The organism is Gordonia sp. DT219, from assembly GCF_049847065.1.
Lineage (GTDB): Bacteria > Actinomycetota > Actinomycetes > Mycobacteriales > Mycobacteriaceae > Gordonia.
In genome coordinates, this window is record NZ_JBNCNR010000011.1 from 60,875 (window position 1) to 77,377 (window position 16,503).

At 67.6% G+C, this 16,503-nt stretch carries 19 protein-coding genes; 12 read left to right on the forward strand and 7 right to left on the reverse strand.

The window, feature by feature from the left end; translation table 11 throughout:
* The 3 genes from ACPXB3_RS14280 to ACPXB3_RS14290 form a co-directional block, all read right to left on the reverse strand.
* Window positions 1-615, reverse strand: a complete 615-nt coding sequence (locus ACPXB3_RS14280) for a TetR/AcrR family transcriptional regulator (protein ID WP_425704892.1) — start codon at window positions 613-615, stop codon at window positions 1-3.
* Between the two features lie 70 nt (window positions 616-685).
* Window positions 686-1,213 (reverse strand): SixA phosphatase family protein, encoded by a 528-nt coding sequence (locus tag ACPXB3_RS14285; protein ID WP_425728019.1) that lies wholly within the window; start codon window positions 1,211-1,213, stop codon window positions 686-688.
* Entirely contained in the window at window positions 1,210-1,509 is a 300-nt protein-coding gene (locus tag ACPXB3_RS14290) for a hypothetical protein (RefSeq protein ID WP_425704890.1), read from the reverse strand. Before ACPXB3_RS14290 ends, ACPXB3_RS14285 begins: the two co-directional genes overlap by 4 nt.
* Window positions 1,510-1,569: 60 nt before the next feature.
* Between ACPXB3_RS14290 and ACPXB3_RS14295 the strand changes: the two genes are divergently transcribed.
* Window positions 1,570-2,505 (forward strand): DMT family transporter, encoded by a 936-nt coding sequence (locus ACPXB3_RS14295; protein WP_425704889.1) that lies wholly within the window; start codon window positions 1,570-1,572, stop codon window positions 2,503-2,505.
* On the opposite strand, the gene ACPXB3_RS14300 is transcribed toward ACPXB3_RS14295, so the two are convergent.
* Complete coding sequence (locus tag ACPXB3_RS14300) at window positions 2,435-2,938, reverse strand: flavodoxin domain-containing protein (RefSeq protein ID WP_425704888.1); 504 nt, start codon at window positions 2,936-2,938, stop codon at window positions 2,435-2,437. The genes ACPXB3_RS14295 and ACPXB3_RS14300 overlap by 71 nt on opposite strands.
* Before the next feature lie 163 nt (window positions 2,939-3,101).
* On the opposite strand from ACPXB3_RS14300, the gene ACPXB3_RS14305 reads away from it, so the two are divergent.
* The 4 genes from ACPXB3_RS14305 to ACPXB3_RS14320 all read left to right on the forward strand — a co-directional run bounded on the left by ACPXB3_RS14305 (window position 3,102) and on the right by ACPXB3_RS14320 (window position 7,721).
* Entirely contained in the window at window positions 3,102-4,661 is a 1,560-nt protein-coding gene (locus ACPXB3_RS14305) for a CoA-acylating methylmalonate-semialdehyde dehydrogenase (protein WP_425704887.1), read from the forward strand.
* A gap of 6 nt (window positions 4,662-4,667) precedes the next feature.
* Window positions 4,668-5,834: an acyl-CoA dehydrogenase family protein gene (locus ACPXB3_RS14310; RefSeq protein WP_425728021.1), complete on the forward strand. Its 1,167-nt coding sequence runs from the start codon at window positions 4,668-4,670 to the stop codon at window positions 5,832-5,834.
* A 34-nt stretch (window positions 5,835-5,868) separates the two neighbouring features.
* Window positions 5,869-6,738 carry a 3-hydroxyisobutyrate dehydrogenase gene (mmsB, locus tag ACPXB3_RS14315; protein ID WP_425728023.1) on the forward strand — a complete coding sequence of 290 codons (870 nt, stop codon included), beginning with the start codon at window positions 5,869-5,871 and terminating at the stop codon, window positions 6,736-6,738.
* A gap of 104 nt (window positions 6,739-6,842) precedes the next feature.
* On the forward strand, window positions 6,843-7,721 hold the full coding sequence (locus tag ACPXB3_RS14320; protein WP_425728139.1) for a type IV toxin-antitoxin system AbiEi family antitoxin domain-containing protein: 879 nt from the start codon (window positions 6,843-6,845) through the stop codon (window positions 7,719-7,721).
* A gap of 71 nt (window positions 7,722-7,792) precedes the next feature.
* Here the strand turns inward: ACPXB3_RS14320 and ACPXB3_RS14325 are convergent, their stop codons facing one another.
* Both ACPXB3_RS14325 and ACPXB3_RS14330 read right to left on the reverse strand, forming a co-directional pair.
* Window positions 7,793-8,296 carry a MarR family transcriptional regulator gene (locus tag ACPXB3_RS14325; RefSeq protein ID WP_425704884.1) on the reverse strand — a complete coding sequence of 168 codons (504 nt, stop codon included), beginning with the start codon at window positions 8,294-8,296 and terminating at the stop codon, window positions 7,793-7,795.
* A gap of 106 nt (window positions 8,297-8,402) precedes the next feature.
* Window positions 8,403-8,987 (reverse strand): TetR/AcrR family transcriptional regulator, encoded by a 585-nt coding sequence (locus ACPXB3_RS14330; protein WP_425728025.1) that lies wholly within the window; start codon window positions 8,985-8,987, stop codon window positions 8,403-8,405.
* A 75-nt stretch (window positions 8,988-9,062) separates the two neighbouring features.
* Between ACPXB3_RS14330 and ACPXB3_RS14335 the strand changes: the two genes are divergently transcribed.
* From ACPXB3_RS14335 to ACPXB3_RS14360, 6 genes are all read left to right on the forward strand, one after another.
* Window positions 9,063-9,557 (forward strand): DUF4188 domain-containing protein, encoded by a 495-nt coding sequence (locus tag ACPXB3_RS14335; RefSeq protein WP_425728027.1) that lies wholly within the window; start codon window positions 9,063-9,065, stop codon window positions 9,555-9,557.
* Window positions 9,558-9,639: 82 nt separating this feature from the next.
* Entirely contained in the window at window positions 9,640-10,962 is a 1,323-nt protein-coding gene (locus tag ACPXB3_RS14340; protein WP_425728029.1) for a hypothetical protein, read from the forward strand.
* 85 nt (window positions 10,963-11,047) lie between these two features.
* On the forward strand, window positions 11,048-11,242 hold the full coding sequence (locus ACPXB3_RS14345) for a hypothetical protein (RefSeq protein WP_425704880.1): 195 nt from the start codon (window positions 11,048-11,050) through the stop codon (window positions 11,240-11,242).
* Window positions 11,243-11,321: 79 nt separating this feature from the next.
* Window positions 11,322-12,257, forward strand: a complete 936-nt coding sequence (locus ACPXB3_RS14350; protein ID WP_425704879.1) for a DUF3558 family protein — start codon at window positions 11,322-11,324, stop codon at window positions 12,255-12,257.
* Between the two features lie 56 nt (window positions 12,258-12,313).
* The gene (locus tag ACPXB3_RS14355) at window positions 12,314-12,841 is read left to right on the forward strand and encodes a DUF3558 domain-containing protein (RefSeq protein ID WP_425705000.1); all 528 of its coding nucleotides are present in this window, start codon (window positions 12,314-12,316) and stop codon (window positions 12,839-12,841) included.
* A 25-nt stretch (window positions 12,842-12,866) separates the two neighbouring features.
* Window positions 12,867-13,796, forward strand: coding sequence for an SMP-30/gluconolactonase/LRE family protein (locus ACPXB3_RS14360; RefSeq protein WP_425728031.1), 930 nt, complete (start codon window positions 12,867-12,869; stop codon window positions 13,794-13,796).
* On the opposite strand, the gene ACPXB3_RS14365 is transcribed toward ACPXB3_RS14360, so the two are convergent.
* Window positions 13,774-14,658: an acyl-[acyl-carrier-protein] thioesterase gene (locus ACPXB3_RS14365; protein WP_425704877.1), complete on the reverse strand. Its 885-nt coding sequence runs from the start codon at window positions 14,656-14,658 to the stop codon at window positions 13,774-13,776. The two genes, ACPXB3_RS14360 and ACPXB3_RS14365, sit on opposite strands and share 23 nt — an antisense overlap.
* A gap of 97 nt (window positions 14,659-14,755) precedes the next feature.
* Between ACPXB3_RS14365 and ACPXB3_RS14370 the strand changes: the two genes are divergently transcribed.
* Window positions 14,756-16,453 carry an FAD-dependent oxidoreductase gene (locus tag ACPXB3_RS14370; protein ID WP_425704876.1) on the forward strand — a complete coding sequence of 566 codons (1,698 nt, stop codon included), beginning with the start codon at window positions 14,756-14,758 and terminating at the stop codon, window positions 16,451-16,453.
* The last annotated feature ends 50 nt before the right edge of the window (window positions 16,454-16,503 follow it).

Here is a 16,503-nt window from a genome sequence, read left to right on the forward strand (position 1 = left end):
TCAATTGACGACATAGGTGAGCAACATGCGCACGAACGCATCGGTCGTGCGCTCCACCGACACGGTGTCGCCCGTCATCACATAACCGAGGGTGAGCCCGTCGGACACTGCGACGACGGCCGGCGCCAGCTCCTCTTCGGGCACCGTCCAACGGAACCCGCCCAGCCGGGCACCCTCGCGCAGCATGCGGACGACCAGTTCGGTGTAGCGCGAATACAGATACCGGGCCAGCGATTCCAGGCCCGGCGTCCGGCGGGCGAACAGCCCCAGCGAGATGAGTGCGTGCTCGCGCGTGGCATTGCCGACGACGTCTCCGGCAAATGTCTCGAAACCGGCGCGGAGTACCTCGGCCGGATCGAGCGACGAGGTACTCGACAGTTCCTCGAGTGAACGCACCCGCTCGGTGAGTGCGTCGAGCTCCTCGTTGATGCCGTATTCGGCGGCCGCCGCGAGCAGCGCGTCGCGACTGTCGAACGCGTAGAACAAACCCGATTGCGGGACGCCTGCCTCCTCGGCGATACGCCGCGTGGTGGCGCTCTCGACCCCTTCGGTCGCGATGACCCGCAGAGTGGCCTCGATCGTAAGCCGGCGCCGCTCGGCGACACTGCGCCGCATCTACTCTCCTGCGAACCCTAGACGAAATGGACTCTTGGGATCTTACCCATCGGTGTCCCGACCACCGGAGTCAGTGGTCGGGACGGTCACCCGATGACGGCGGCCGCGGGACCCGGAGACCGACGATGTGCGCGTCGGGGTCGTACTCGAGGCCGATGTCCCGCCACGGCGCGCCGACCCGCACGATCGCGTACGCCGATGTCGGGAAGCGCTCGATCTCGCCGTCCGGGTCAAGGGTCAGTGCGGTGGCCGGCATCCCCGGTTCGTGGCCGACGATCAACAGGCATCGCGCGTCGGCGGGGGCGTGGATGCGGATCGATTCGAGGACGTCGAAGGCGCTGCCGCCGTAGATGTCGTCGAGGTAGACGGCCGGCGCGGAGAACCCGGTGCGTTCGAGGGTTTCGCGGGTACGGGTGGCCGTCGAGCACAGCGCGGCGTCGACGGGCAGTCCCTCGTCGGCCATCCACCGGCCGGCGAGGGCGGCCTCGCGGCGCCCGCGGTCGGCGAGTGGGCGTTCATGATCTCCGGTACCGGACGGATATCCGGACTTACCGTGCCGCATCAGGATCAGCGTGCGGGCCGGTGAACCGTCGCTCATGCCACGCCGGCGCGGGCCGAGGTCCGGGGCCGCTGTGCCGCGGCCAGGACCTGGGCCGTCGCCCGCCAGGCCGCGGCCTCCTGCCGGTAGAAACAGGCGAGTTCGGAGTGCTCGTCCCCATCGTCCCCGTCGCCGCCGCCGTCGCCGTCGGCGTGCTCTGCGAGGTCGTCGAGTTCGGCTGCCTCATCGAGGCACTCGGAGATCACATGTGTGATGAGGGAGGCGTCGGTACACACGGCTTCGATCGTGGTCACATCGAGCGTCGCGAGGATTTCGAGGTCTGGTCGCAACCGCATGGTTCCAACCTACGACGTGTATACCTCGCCGGGCGGGTAGCCACACCGTAGCCTGGGCACGTGCATTCCTGGGTTCCCGCGCTCCTCGCGGTTCTCGCGGCGCTGTTGATCGCCGGCGGAACCGTGCAGCGGCAGCGCGCGTCCCGGGCCTCGGGTGCGATCACTCGTGGCTGGTGGGTCGGGGCGTCGATCGCCGTGGTGGGTTTCGCGCTGCAGGCCGCGGCGCTCGGACTCGGATCGATCCTGCTGGTGCAACCCCTCGTCGTCCTCGCGGTGCTGTTCGCCTTACCGCTCGAGGCGTGGGCCGACCGGCGGCACCCGGCGCGTCGGGAGTGGGCGTGGGGCGCGGTGCTCGTGGTCTGCGTGGCGACGTTCCTGCTCATCGCGCGTCCCGAGCCCTCGGTGCGGCGGCCCCACGACCTGGTCGTCTGGGCGACCGTCGCGGCGGTCATCGGCGTGATCGTGGCGTGCGTGATCTGCGCCGAGCGGTCGACACCGCACTATCGGGCGTTGTTCTACGGGCTCGCCGCCGGCACATTGTTCGGGGTATCGGCGCTGCTCATCAAGACCATCGTCTATCAGCTGATCAACCATCCGGCGCATCTGTTCGTCCACCCAGAGCTCTACCTGTTCGTGGTGGTGGCGACGGGGGCGGTGGTGGTCCAGCAGAGGGGCTTCGGCGCAGGCGATCTGCAGACGTCGTTTCCGGCGATGAACGTGATGGAGCCCGCCGTCGCGATGGCGTTGGGCGTGGTGCTGCTCGGCGAGAACCTCAAGGTGTCGACGACGACGGCGCTGTTCCTCGGTGTCGTCCTCGCCGTCATGATCCGTTCGGTCGTGGAGCTCGCGAAGGAGGCGGCCGTGCGCTGCGGCACGTTGCCCGCCCAGGCGCCCGGACCCGGCAGTGACTTCGACGGTGATCAGGTCAGACGTTTGCCGGATCGATCACCGGGATCAGATTCCGGGCCCACTGCGCGGCCATCACGCTCGGCCTGATCCCCGACGAGTTGTCGTGGCGGGCGTGCTCGCCCACCTGGGTCGCGCCGCGCGCGACGAGCTTCTCGGCCATCAGCTCGCCACCGAGATTGAACGTCTCGCCGTAGACCATGTCGCCGAGGCCGAACACCGCGAAACGCAGGCCGGACAGATCGGGGGCGAGCGCCTCGAGTTCGTCGGCGAATGGCTCGGCGCCCATCGGCAGATCGCCCGAACCCGACGTCGAGCAGACGACCACCAAGAAGTCCGCGGGGTCGAGGTCTGCCACCGCGAACTCGCTCATGTCGTAGATCGCCGGATCGTGGGCGGTGACCAGAACGTCGGTGGCCCGAACGTCGGCTGCCAAGACATCGGCTGCCAGGACGTCGGCTATGGCGTCGGCGACCAGCTCACTCGTGCCGGTTTCGGTGCCGTAGAGGATGACGACGGACATGGAAGCCTCCTTCGCAAGGGATGCAAGGCTAGCCTAACTCGCGCTGGTCATCGAGGGCTATGACGCGGGGCACTGCCTGTCGGAATCCGGGCCTTGCGCAATTACTAGGATATCCTAGTATTGGAAATGTTCCGCACCCCCGAGCCGAAGTCCAGGTGATCGCGTGGCCAGCCCGACCTCTACCCCGTCCATCCCGCACTACCTCGACGGCGCAAAGGTGACCGCCGAGGGCGGCCGCTTCGCCGACGTCTTCAACCCGAGTACCGGTGCCGTCGTCGCGCAGGTTCCGTTGGCGAGCGCCGACGACGTCGCCACGGCGGTCGCCACGGCCACGGCGGCGCAGAAGGAATGGGCCGCGTGGAATCCGCAGCGACGCGCCCGGGTGCTCATGCGCTTTGTCGACCTGGTCAACCAGCACGCCGACGAGATCGCGACCACGCTGTCGCTCGAGCACGGCAAGACCCACGCCGACGCGCTCGGCGACATCCAGCGCGGTATCGAAGTCATCGAATTCGCCATCGGCATCCCGCATCTGATCAAGGGCGGATTCACCGAAGGTGCGGGGTCGGGGATCGATGTGCACTCGATCCGGCAGCCGCTCGGTGTGGTCGCGGGCATCACGCCGTTCAACTTCCCCGCGATGATCCCGCTGTGGAAGGCCGGTCCGGCATTGGCCTGCGGCAACGCGTTCATCCTCAAACCCAGCGAGCGGGACCCGTCGGTGCCGGTGCGGCTGGCCGAATTGTTCAGTGAGGCAGGACTTCCCGACGGAGTCTTTCAGGTGGTCCACGGCGACAAGGAGGCGGTCGACGCGCTGCTGACCCATCCCGACGTCAAGGCCCTGGGTTTTGTCGGCAGCTCCGACATCGCCGAGTACATCTACTCGACCGCCGCCGCCAACGGCAAACGCTCGCAGTGCTTCGGTGGAGCGAAGAACCACATGATCATCATGCCCGACGCCGATCTCGACCAGGCCGTCGACGCGTTGATCGGCGCCGGATACGGCAGCGCCGGTGAACGTTGTATGGCGATCAGTGTGGCGGTGCCGGTCGGGGAGCAGACCGCAGAACGGTTGCGCGCCAAGCTCGTCGACAAGGTGAACGCCCTGCGGGTCGGGCATTCCCTGGACCCGAAGGCCGATTACGGGCCGCTGGTGAGCGCGGCCGCACTCGAGCGGGTCCGCCACTACATCGGCAAGGGCATCGAGGAGGGTGCCGAACTCGTCGTCGACGGTCGCGAACGCACCAGCGACGAACAGACCTTCGGCGACGATGACCTGTCGAACGGCTTCTTCCTCGGACCGACCCTGTTCGACCACGTCACCAAGGACATGTCGATCTACACCGACGAGATCTTCGGTCCGGTGCTCGCCGTCGTGCGTGCCGGCGACTACGAGGAGGCACTGGCGCTGGCCTCGGAGCACCAGTACGGTAACGGGGTCGCGATCTTCACCCGCGACGGCGACGCGGCCCGCGATTTCACCGCGCGCGTCGAGGTCGGCATGGTCGGCGTCAACGTACCGATCCCGGTTCCGGTGGCCTACTACACTTTTGGCGGCTGGAAGCGCTCGGGATTCGGCGACCTCAACCAGCACGGCCCGGCGTCGATCGAGTTCTACACCAAGACCAAGACCGTCACCACACGCTGGCCGTCGGGAATCAAGGATTCGGCGGGCGCCGAGTATGACGGCCGCGCCGAATTCGTCATCCCGACGATGGACTGAGCGTCGATGACGACCTTCGTGGATTCCGGTCTTGACGCCGACGAACGGGTGATCGTCGAGACCGCGGCCGACTTCGCTGCGAAACGACTTGCGCCACACGCGCTCGAATGGGATGCGGCGCATCACTTTCCGGTGACGGAGCTGCGTGAGGCGGCGCGGCTGGGCATGGGGGCGATCTACTGTGCCGAGGACGTCGGCGGCAGCGGGTTGCGCCGGCTGGACGGGGTGCGCATCTTTCAGCAACTCGCCTACGCGGACCCGGCGGTCGCGGCGTTCCTGTCGATCCACAACATGTGTACGTGGATGGTCGACGAGTACGGCACCACCGAGCAACGCGCGCACTGGGTGCCGCGGCTGGCGAGTATGGACACGGTGGCCAGTTACTGCCTCACCGAGCCCGGTGCGGGATCGGACGCCGCGGCGCTGACCACACGTGCCGAGCGCGTCGGTGACGATTATGTACTCACCGGCGTCAAGCAGTTCATCTCCGGCGCCGGGACCTCGGATCTGTACGTCGTGATGGCGCGCACCGGCGCCCCCGGGCCCAAGGGTATCTCGACGTTCCTCGTCGAGAAGGGCACGCCGGGAATGGGTTTCGGTGCCCAGGAACACAAGATGGGCTGGCATGCGCAGCCGACGGCGCAGGTCGTCCTCGACGGGGTACGGGTACCCGCGGGCAACCTCCTCAGCGGGCAGGAGGGGATCGGTTTCGGCATCGCGATGAACGGACTCAACGGCGGCCGGCTGAACATCGCGGCGTCGTCACTGGGCGGCGCACAGGCCGCCTTCGACAAGGCGGCGAGCTACGTGGCGTCGCGAAAGGCATTCGGATCGGTACTGCTCGACGAGCCGACCATCCGGTTCACCCTCGCCGACATGGCGACCTCGCTGCAGAGTTCACGGCTGATGTTGTGGCATGCGGCCGCCGCTCTCGACGCCGGGAGCCCGGACAAGGTCGAGCAGTGCGCGATGGCGAAACGCCATGTCACCGATGCCTGTTTCACCGTCGCCGATCAGGCATTGCAGTTGCACGGCGGCTACGGCTATCTGGCCGAGTACGGAATCGAGAAAATCGTCCGGGATCTCCGCGTGCACCGCATCCTGGAAGGGACCAACGAGATCATGCGCGTCGTGGTGGGTCGTTCCATCGCCGGCCGGTACCGACAGAATTGACACGCAGCGAGTCTGCACCTGAGGAGATGTGACAATGACGACGATCGCCTTTCTGGGACTGGGCAACATGGGCGGCCCGATGGCCGTGAACCTGGTAGGGGCCGGGCACACGGTGCATGGTTTCGACCCGGTGCCGGAAGCGGCGGAAGTAGCCCGGCGCAACGGGATCGAGACCTTCCCGACAGCGGTCGAGGCCGTCTCGGTGGCGCAGGTGGTGATCACGATGCTGCCGAGCGGGGCCATCGTCAAGAAGGTCTACGAGGAGATCCTGCCGGCCACGGCGACCGGTGCGCTGTTGATCGACTCGTCGACGATCTCGGTGGCCGACGCGCGTGAGGTCCACGAGCAGGCCTCCGCCGAGGGTTTCGCGCAGGTCGATGCCCCGGTGTCGGGAGGGGTCAAGGGCGCGACCGCAGGCACCCTGGCCTTCATGGTCGGCGGCAGCGAGGACGCGTTCAGTGCGGCTCGGACCACGCTGGACCCGATGGCGGGCAAGATCATCCACTGCGGCGAGCCCGGCGCCGGGCAGGCGGCCAAGGTGTGCAACAACATGTTGCTGGCCGTGCAGCAGATCGCGGTGGGTGAGGCGTTCGTCCTGGCCCAGAGACTCGGACTGTCCGATCAGGCGCTCTACGACGTGGTGACCGGCGCGACCGGCAACTGCTGGGCCATCGAGAGCAACTGTCCGGTACCGGGACCCGCGCCGACGTCGCCGGCCAACAACGATTTCCGGCCCGGTTTCGCGACGGCGCTGATGAACAAGGACCTCGGCCTGGCGATGGACGCCGTCGCCGACACGGGTGCCCGCGCCCCGCTGGGAACCCATGCCGCGCAACTGTATCGGGCGTTCGCCGAGCAGCATTCGGACCTCGACTTCTCGGCGATCATCGACACCCTGCGCTGAGCCGTCCGATCAGTATGACGTTTCCCCCGGAATCCGGGGGAAACGTCATACTGATCACGCTGCCGACGATGGAACCGGACACGCTCGGCTCGCGTCCAATCGCCATGGACATACACGAGTTGTCGGTGCGTCGTGACGGCGTGTTCACCACCAGGGAAGCGCTCGACTGCGGCGTCAGCGAGTCGGCCATCGCGCGACGCATGGCGTCGGGCGCATGGACCGAGGTGGCACACGGCGTCCACCTCGTCGCCGGCCACCCCAGGGGCGCTCGGGCACAGGCGCGGATCGCGGTGCTCTCGGTGCACAAGAATGCGGTTCTGGGTGGCGCGGCGGCAGCGTGGTGGCTCGGCCTGTGCTCCGAGGAACCGCGAAAACACCTGGTATTCACTCAGACCCGGGGCCGTGCCCGCCGATCGTCGGCGACTGCGGTGAGCCGCTATCGCGAACTCGATGACGAGGACGTCGTCGTGCGTGACGGACTTCGGACGACGGCGGCGGATCTCACCGTGCTCGAAGCGTCACTCGTTCTGGGGCTGTCCTTCATGGACTCGGCATTGCTGTCGGGGCGCGTGACGCCGGAGACCCTCGCCGACGTTCACACCCGCTACCCGAAGCGACATGGCGCAGGCAAGGCATCGGCCTACCTGAGGCTCATCGGCGACGGTGCCCGTTCGGAAGCCGAGCGGCTCACCGTGCGAATCTTGCGTGCGGCAGGGATTTCCGGCTGGGTGGCGAACCTGCCGGCCTGCGGGTACGTGATCGACTTCGCATTTCCCGACCGGAAGGTCGCGGTGGAGATCGACGGCTTCGCCTATCATCGCGACGCCGCCGCCTTTCAGCGGGATCGCACCAAACGCAACGCGCTGATGCGCAATGGCTGGCATGTCCTCAATTACACGTGGGCCGACCTCGTCGACCGACCCGACCAGGTCGCCGCGGAGATCGCGGCCGCCCTGCGCTCGTCGTCCGCGAGATCAGCGTGATCAGTATGACGTTTCCCCCGGATTCCGGGGGAAACGTCATACTGATCGGTTGGAAGGCGACCAGACCAGGCTCAGAAGTCCCCGGCGTGGTGGCGCAGTGACTGGATTGCGCCGACGAGACCGCCGATCTCGTCGCCGTCCATCCCGACGTCGGCGAACACCTCGCGATTGAGAGTGGCGGTCGCGTCCTCGACGGTGGTGCGGCCGAGTTCGGTGATCTCCACCAAGGTGGTGCGGCCATCGGTGGGGTGGGGGAGCCGCCGCACGAGTCCCGCTTCGTCGAGTCGCCGGATCGCGTGCGTGACGCTGGTGACGTGGACCTGTAGGCGATCGCTGGCCTTGGTGATGGGGAGCGCGCCCTGTCGCGAGAAGGCCAGCAGCCGAAGCAATTCGAACCGCGAGAACGTCAGATCGTAGGGCCGCAAGGCGCTCTCGACACGCGCCAGCAGGATCTGGTGGGCGCGCATCACGGATGTGACCGCGACCATCCCATCGGAGACGTCGCCCCATCCGGCGGCGGTCCAGTTCGCCTTGGCCTCGGCGATCGGGTCAAAACGCATGCGGTGACCTGCCATGCGTCTGACCCTATCCCGGCTGGTGATACGAGGTGTCCGGACATCAACGAACCTGTTGCCGTGGTTCGCCATCGAATTCCGGGGCACTGCTGTGTCCGTATCGATCTCAGCGGGGCGCGGCGCGCCACCCGTCGACGATGGCGCCGATCGCGAGCGCGGGGTCGGCGCTTTCGGGGAAGAGGCCGGCGAGCAGCAGCAAGGCCGCGCCGTGGACCTGTGACCACAACGATGCCGCGACCGTCATCGGGTCGGCGCGGCGAAAGGTGCCCGACTCGATGGCCTGGCACACCGCGTCATGTAGTGGGGTGAAGGCCTCGACGCCGGCGGCGCTGGTCTCTGGACTCGGTTCGATGCCGACGGCGGTCAGGACGAACATGAGCTCGTACAGACGCGGGTTCGCCAGCGCCCAGCCGACATAGGCGACGCCGAGATCCATGAGGGGCTCGCCGGTGCGCGCGTCGAGGGCGGCACGCTGGGCGGTGCTGAACCGCCGGAAGGCGCGGACGAGAACCGCGCGGGTCAACTCGTCCTTGCTTCCGAAGAGCGAGTACACCGCCGTGGTCGACGTCGAGGCGCCCTGCGCGGCGGTGCGGACCGACAGTGCGCCGAGGCCTTTGGACCCCACGATCTCGATGGCGACGTCGATGAGGCGTTCGCGGAGATCGGCATCGTGGATCCGAGGTCTTGCCATGTCTCCCATCGTTCCATAACATCGTTTCATAACAGTGTTACAAAACCATGATGTTGCACAACAAGGGAGCTGATGATGGTCGAGTCCGAAGCGCGTCGTTTCACCAACCAGCCCCCGCCCGACGGGACGGCACTATTCCTCATCGGGATGACCCTGCCGCGACTCCGGCATCCGCGCGCGTGGCTGTCGGTCTTCCTCGCCATGCCGCGAATGCTCTGGTATCTCAAGGCGAATGCGGAGACCGGGCTGCTGTCGGCCAGGTTGTACCTCGGTTCGTCGATCATGGTGGTGTCCTACTGGCGTTCGGCCGAGGATGTCCGACGCTTCGCCGCCGACGGCGCGGCTCCGCATCTCCCGGCGTGGCGGCGCTTCACCAAGCGTTTCGCCGATACGAACGCGGTTGGCATCTGGCATGAGACCTATGTCATCGGCGAACACGAGACGATCGCCAGCGGCATGTCGCCGCGGGGGTTGTCCGAGGCGGTCGGTGCGGTGCCCGTCGGGGTCGGCACGGCCACTGCGGCACAACGGATTCACCAATCCGTGGAGTCGATGGGATCGTCGGCGTGACGTGACCGCGCATTCCGTGCACGCCGACGGTTATTCGTGGTTGACTCCTCTCAGTTTTTGTTCAGGTGAGAGAGGTCGGCAGATGGCCATTGCGTCGATGCGTCACGAACACCCACGGCGGCGCATGCGTTTCGGGACGGCCGCCGTCGCGCTGCTGTCGGTCCTCGCGATCGGTCTCGGCATGACGATGGGGGAGGGGCAGGCGCAGGCGGTGGCGGTGCCGAGCCCCACCGGCAGCGTCGGCGACGTGATCGCCGCGCTGGCGAACAACAAGCTCTCGCAAGACCTCGCCAAGCAGTGGCGGCTGGATATCTGTGCCGCCGACTCCGACGGCGGACCGCACGACGGCGGTGCCGACTGCACCGGATCGACGGGAGTCGGTGTGGCCGTGGTGCTTCCGACCGCTATCGAACTCGTTCCGGCGCTACCGAACGCCCCGCTCCCCGTAGGCGCGGCGAAGGTCATCGGCGACGGCTTCCAGTTCGCCCTCGCCTCGGGTGGTGGGCAGGCGACCGCGATCTCTTATCTCCCGCTGAGCCTCGCCACGGCCGGCGCGAGCGACGGCCGGACGGCGTATGCGTTCGCGGTCATCGGGATGGCCGATGCGTGGACGACGAGTGAGATCCCGGTCAAGCTGTTCACCAGCCGCGTTGGGGCGATACCGGCGATCACTCAGGTGAACTGTTATGGCGCGCTTGCCGCGGCGTATGCCGAGAACGTCGGCGCGTGTGCGAACGTCCTGGGTACCTTCGACGTCAAACTCGATCAGCTGCAGCGCATTCCGCAGCTGCAACTCGCGCTGACCGACCCCACTGCCGTCGTGTTCGACCCGGCGACAGTGCTGACGACCGCACTGGGGAAGCTCCTCCACGGGCAGGGTTTCACCCTCAGCAAGGACGTCGCCCGGCTTTCGCTCGGCGGCGATTCGATCCTCGCGCTGACGAGCGACTACGGTCTGTCGGCGCCGATCACGATCGACTGGCTCGGGTCGACGATCACGATCTTCCCGACGGCCCATATCAACGGCGCCGACCGCCCCAACGGCCTGGCGCTGCCGCACATCTCCGGCGGCGCGCTCGACACGTCGAAGCTCGCCCCGGCCGTCACGGTTCCCAAGAGCGCACTGCCGTTCGGACTCGCGCCGATCACGCCGGGCAGTGCCACCGCCCCGGCCACCGCGGTGATGCGGTCGTCGCGCGTCGCGGACACGGTCCTGCAGTCCTCGACACCGCAGTCCTCGACACCGCAGTCCTCGACACCGCCGGCCTCGACACCGCACCCAGCGCAACCGACGTCGACGGCATCCGCTCCGTCATCTCCGGCGCCCACGCCGGGCGACGGTTCTGCCGGTGGCTCGGATGAGGTCACGACAGGTAATACCCGGACGGTCGCCACGGCCGGCTGACGGGCAGGGTTCTTCGCCTTGGTGGTGGCGTCGCAGCAGTTCGATACAGTGGGTGAGGCAACTCGCCGACAAGGAGCCCGCCGTCATGGCCATTGATCCGAACAAGAGCAAAGCCGTCAGTCAGGTGGTGCGGCAGCATCCGGTGATGAGCCTTGTCGCCGTCTCGCCGGGTATCGCGATCTTCGTTCTGCTCTGGGTGTTCGGGATCGAATGGCTGGCCATCATTTTCGCGATCGCCGCGATCGGCGGTGGCTACTACGCGCTGACGCGGCAGAAGTAGGTATGCCGATGTCGCCCCGCCCCCGGCAGGATCAGTACCCCCGGCAGGATCACTGCAGTCCCCGAGAGGTTCGCTGACCGTGGCGTCCACTCGCGTCGACAGCTGGATCTGGGCGGTCCGCCTCACCAAGACCCGATCGGCGGCCGGTGCCGCCTGCCGCGGCGGCCACGTGCGCGTCAACGACACCAGTGCCAAGCCCGCCCAACAGGTGGCGGTCGGCGATCGGGTGCAGGTCCGGCTCGCGGGCCACGAACGCGTCGTCGAGGTCACCAAGGTGATCAGCAAACGCGTGTCCGCGCCGGCCGCGGCAGAGTGCTACATCGACCACAGCCCGCCCCCACCCCCGCGGGAACTCGTCGCCGGTGTGCCCCGGCGCGATCGCGGCGCCGGCCGACCCACCAAGCGTGAGCGCCGCGACCTCGAGAAATTCCGCGGCGGCACAGCCCTTCTCGCGCTGGCCGCGATTCTGTCGGTCGTCATCGTGGGGGCGACGGCGTGCTCATCGAATTCCGATGACCAGACCCCGGCCGCCCGTCATACCCCGGAGGCTCCGGGACCGGCGGGCGCCGGTCCCTTCTTCGGGGAGTGCGGCGGCGTGAGCACCGACGAGGTCTCGCGGATCACCAACTTCGGCGCCCTGAAGCTCGCTGTCGACAATCCGTCGGTGTGCGAGTGGAGTACGGGCCCCAGCCGCACCGGGGCGGTCGCATCGTTCAACTGGTATCGGGGCTCGCCGATCGGACGGGAACGCGGCACCGAACAACTCTCGCGCGCATCGATCGAAGACATCGATCTCAACGGGCACAAGGGATTCATCGCCTCCGATGAGGGTATCTGCGAGATCGGGATCGAGTTCGGTGCCGACTTCTTCGAATGGTCGGTGAGCGCCGGTACGCCATCAGCAGGCTCCCCGCCCCCCGGTAGCCCGCCCGCAGGTACCCCGCCGAGCGATCCCGGCGCCATCTGCAATGCCGCGCGCCAGCTCTCGACTCTGTCGATCGAGCGGGCGAAATGACCGCCGGCGCGCGCCATACGCGCTCATCGGCACGGCGGCGGACGCTGATAGTGGTGATGGTGATGCTCGTCGTCACCCTTGCCGCCGCGTGTTCGCGGTCGGTCGACGGCCAGCCATTGTCGGTGCAGCAGGCCGACTCCCAGGGCAGCGGGTCCGGCAATGTCGACACCGATCAATACGATGAGCTCACGCTGGAATGCCAGATCCTGCGGACCGACCAGGTGGCCAAGGCGGTCGGCGGGACAAGTGCGGAGGCCATCTTCTTCGGCGCGAACTGCCGCTGGTACGTCGACGGGCCGGTCGCCGCGTACGTCACCTTCAACTGGTTCGAGTGGGGCAGTGTCAACGTCGAGAAGGACACCGCCAAACGGCTCGGCTACGATACCGAGAACATCAAGATCGCAAGTCAGGCTGCATTCACCCAGACCCAGGCCCGTCGGCCCGGAGTCTGCGGGGTGACGACGCGCGCACCCAGTCGCGGCATCTACACGTTCTGGGTGGAGCCGGTGGGCGGCGGGGCCGCGCAGGACCCGTGTGTTGCGCCGACCAAATTGATGCAATTGGTGCTCAACGGCGGACAGTGAGTTCGCCTCGGCGAGGGGTGAATCGGTGTTCGGAGTTGCACGGACGGGGATTGCGATCGGGGCCGTGCTCGCGGCGGCGCTCGGCGGATGGACCGCATCGGCGCGCGCGGAAGCCGCGTCGTGTCCGGTGGTACACGCCGAGACCCTCGTTCCGGGTTCCGGCGTCGACGGCTGGGCCGAGAACGTCCTCGTCACCGACGGATCGATCTGGGTGTCGCGCACGTTCGGTGACGTCGTCGAACGCTACGACGCGTCCGGTCGACGAACCGAATCGATCGCGGTGCGCGCGCCCGGCTCGATCCGGCAGGGCCCCGACGGTCTGCTGTATGTCACCTCGGGCGATACGACGGCCAATATGATTCCCGGCGCGCCGCGAACCGGATCCGTGGTGCGCTTCGATCCGCAGTCGCGCGCACCGATCGCCCGGACCTTCGCCGCCGGGCTCGGGATGCCCAACGGGTTGGCCATCGACGCGCACGGCGCCGTGTATGTGGCCGACGGGGCGCTCGGCGTCCTACGACTGCGGCCTGACGGGCGCATCGACGAACCATGGTCGTCGCGCGCACCCAAGAATCTCGCCCCGACGGCGACCGTGAACGGAACGTCCGCCAATGGTCTGGTCGCGGTGGGCGACGATCTGTACCTGACGATGACGACCAGCCTCACCGGGCGGGTGCTGCGGGTACCGATCGCGAATCCCGCGGCCGTGACGCCCGCCGCCGACCTCACCGCGCCACTGCCGGGCATTCTCGACGATCTCGTCGCCCTCGATGACACCACCCTTGCCGTCGCATCGACGACCGGTCAGCTCCATTTCGTGAAGCTGCGCTCCCGCCAAGTGTGTTCGTCGACGGTCGGGGTGCCGCTGAGCGCGCTCGCGGCCGTCCCCGGTCAGCGTGACACGGTGGTCGCGACGTCCGAGAACGGTCAGATCATGAGGTTGCGCTGGTCCTGAGGTCACCGCGAGTCACCGACACCGTTGCCGCGACGCGCAACTCGCCGGGAGCGTCTTCGCCTGCGGGCACCATCATCCACACCAGGAGCCGATCGGGTTCGCGAACGCGGCGCAGCGTGAGGGGCGTGCCCGGCACGATCGGGCGCAGATACTCGATCACCGTGCGATGCGGACCGTCGATCAGATCCGGATGGTCGATGAGCTCGTCTTCGATCGCCTCGAGGTACGCGGCGTTGTTCAGATGTTTGAACGGGTCGAAATCGGTACTGCGCAGGACATGTTCGCGATCGGGGAGGTCGAGCAGTTCGGGGGCCGGTGCGGTCTCGGGGTTCATCGGCTTCCACCGCAGCCGGTGCACGTCGGTCATCGACGAGAGCATCTCGAAGGCCTCATCGGACAGGCGTGACGGCATCCCGAGATCGTTGACGTTGATCCAGAAGGCCTCGGTCTCGATCAGTCCCGCGGGCCGCGGTTGCGGATTGAATCGGTTGGTCTCGTGCTCGGCGGTCAGCCGCACCCGCATATTGGTCCAGCGTGTCGAGAGCGCACCGCACCACCGCTGTGCGGTGATCGCGGCCGGCCACGAGAACGGCCGGATGACGTCGATGACGGTGCGCCGCACGATCCAGAAGGGGTCGGTGTCGCCGAAGTCGGTGGCGTCGATGTTGTCGTTGGCGACGTCCTGCAGATAGCGGGCGACGGCGTCGAGACGGACCCGCATCTGCTGGTCCACGTCACCGGTGCGGATCCGGTAGCCGGCCTCGAAGTGGCGTGCGCCATCCTTGCGAGCGGGCAACGGATCGAAGGCCGCGGGGGAAGTCGTTTCCGGCCGGGGTGCGTCGGGTTGGGCAGAAGTGCTCACTCGGGTCCTCGCATGTCGCCTGGTGTGTCAGGGTTAAGATACAGTGAGGCCCAAAACTAGAACACGTTCCAGGTGGATTGAGGCAAGGAAACCGCAGATGGCGCATGTGATCACCCGACCGTGTTGTAACGACGCATCGTGCGTCGCCGTGTGCCCGGTGAACTGTATTCACCCCACGCCCGACGAGCCGGAGTTCTTCACCGCCGAGATGCTGTTCATCGATCCGGAGACGTGCATCGATTGCGGTGCCTGCATCGACGAATGCCCGGTGGACGCGATCATCCCCGACGATCAGCTCGAGCCGCGCGACGAGCCGTACCTGCAGATCAACGCCGACTACTACAACGATCACGAGGTGGACGGCGGACTGGTGCCGCCGAAGAAGGCGCCGCAACTGCCCGATGCGCCGCTGCACATCGCCATCGTCGGCGCCGGCCCGGCCGCGTTCTACGCCGCCGAGGAACTCGTCCGCCGCCGGCAGGTCGCCGTCGACATGTTCGACCGTCTGCCCACGCCCTACGGCCTCGTGCGGGCAGGCGTGGCTCCCGACCACGCGGCGACCAAGGGCGTCGAATCCGGGTTCTCGGCCACCGCGACCAAAACGAACTTCACCTACCACCTCGACGTCGAGGTGGGTAAACACATCAGTCACGACGAGCTGGCGCAGCGCTACCACGCGGTGATCTACGCCGTCGGCGCCCCCACCGATCGGCGGCTCGGCATCGACGGGGAGGACCTGCCGAACTCGTTGCCCGCCACCGAATTCGTGGCGTGGTACAACGGCCACCCCGACTACGCCGAGCTGGCCGTGGATCTCTCGGCACCGCGCGCGGTGGTCATCGGCAACGGCAACGTGGCCCTCGACGTCGCCCGCATCCTCGTCACCGATCCCGACGAGCTGGCCCGCACCGACATCGCCGACCATGCACTGGCGGCGCTGCGTGACTCAAAGATCACCGAGGTGGTGTTGCTCGGACGGCGCGGGGTCGCGCAGGCGGCCTACACCAACAGCGAGTTCCTGGCACTCGGGGAGGTCGAGGGCGTCGACGTCATCGTCGAACCGGATGAGTTGACCCTCGATCCGGCGACCGAGGCGGCGCTGGCCGACGGCACGCTCGATTCGACCATCGCCACCAAGATCCGGCTCGCCCGCGAGTTCTCGCAGCGACCGGCCACCCCGGGCAATCGGCGCATCGAGTTCCGGTTCCTGGGCTCACCGCTGTCCATCGAGGCGGGCGAGACCAAGGGCACGGGAAAGGTGGCGACGGTGACCGCGGTGCGCAACGTCTACGCCGACGCGCCGGGCACCGAACAGGTCGCCATCACCCCGACCGAGGAGCGCTTCGACATCGACGCGGGACTGGTGTTGCGGGCGATCGGATATCGTGGCGTACCGATCACCGATCTGCCCTTCGACCAAGGACACGCGGTGGTCCCCAACACCGCAGGCCGGGTGCAGACCGCTGCCGGCGGTGACGTCATCCCCGGCCTGTACGTCGCCGGCTGGATCAAGCGCGGTGCGACCGGGGGAATCGGGAGGAATCGTTTGTGCGGTCAGGAGACGGCGGAATCGGTGCTCACCGACTTCGTCGCGGGCGCACTTCCCGAGCCGACCCTCTCGCGTGAGGACGTCGCCGAACTGGTCGCCGACCGCGGCGCGCGGCGCATCGACCTGGCCGGGTGGAAGCGCATCGACCAGGTCGAACGAGCGGCCGGCAAGACCGCAGGCCGCCGACGTGTGAAGCTTGTGGACATCGGTGATCTGGAAAGCGCCGCCGAAGCGGAACCCGGCTGAGTTCCCTCGCCGACCGCCAGCGGACCAACCACACGAGAAGAACGGGGTAC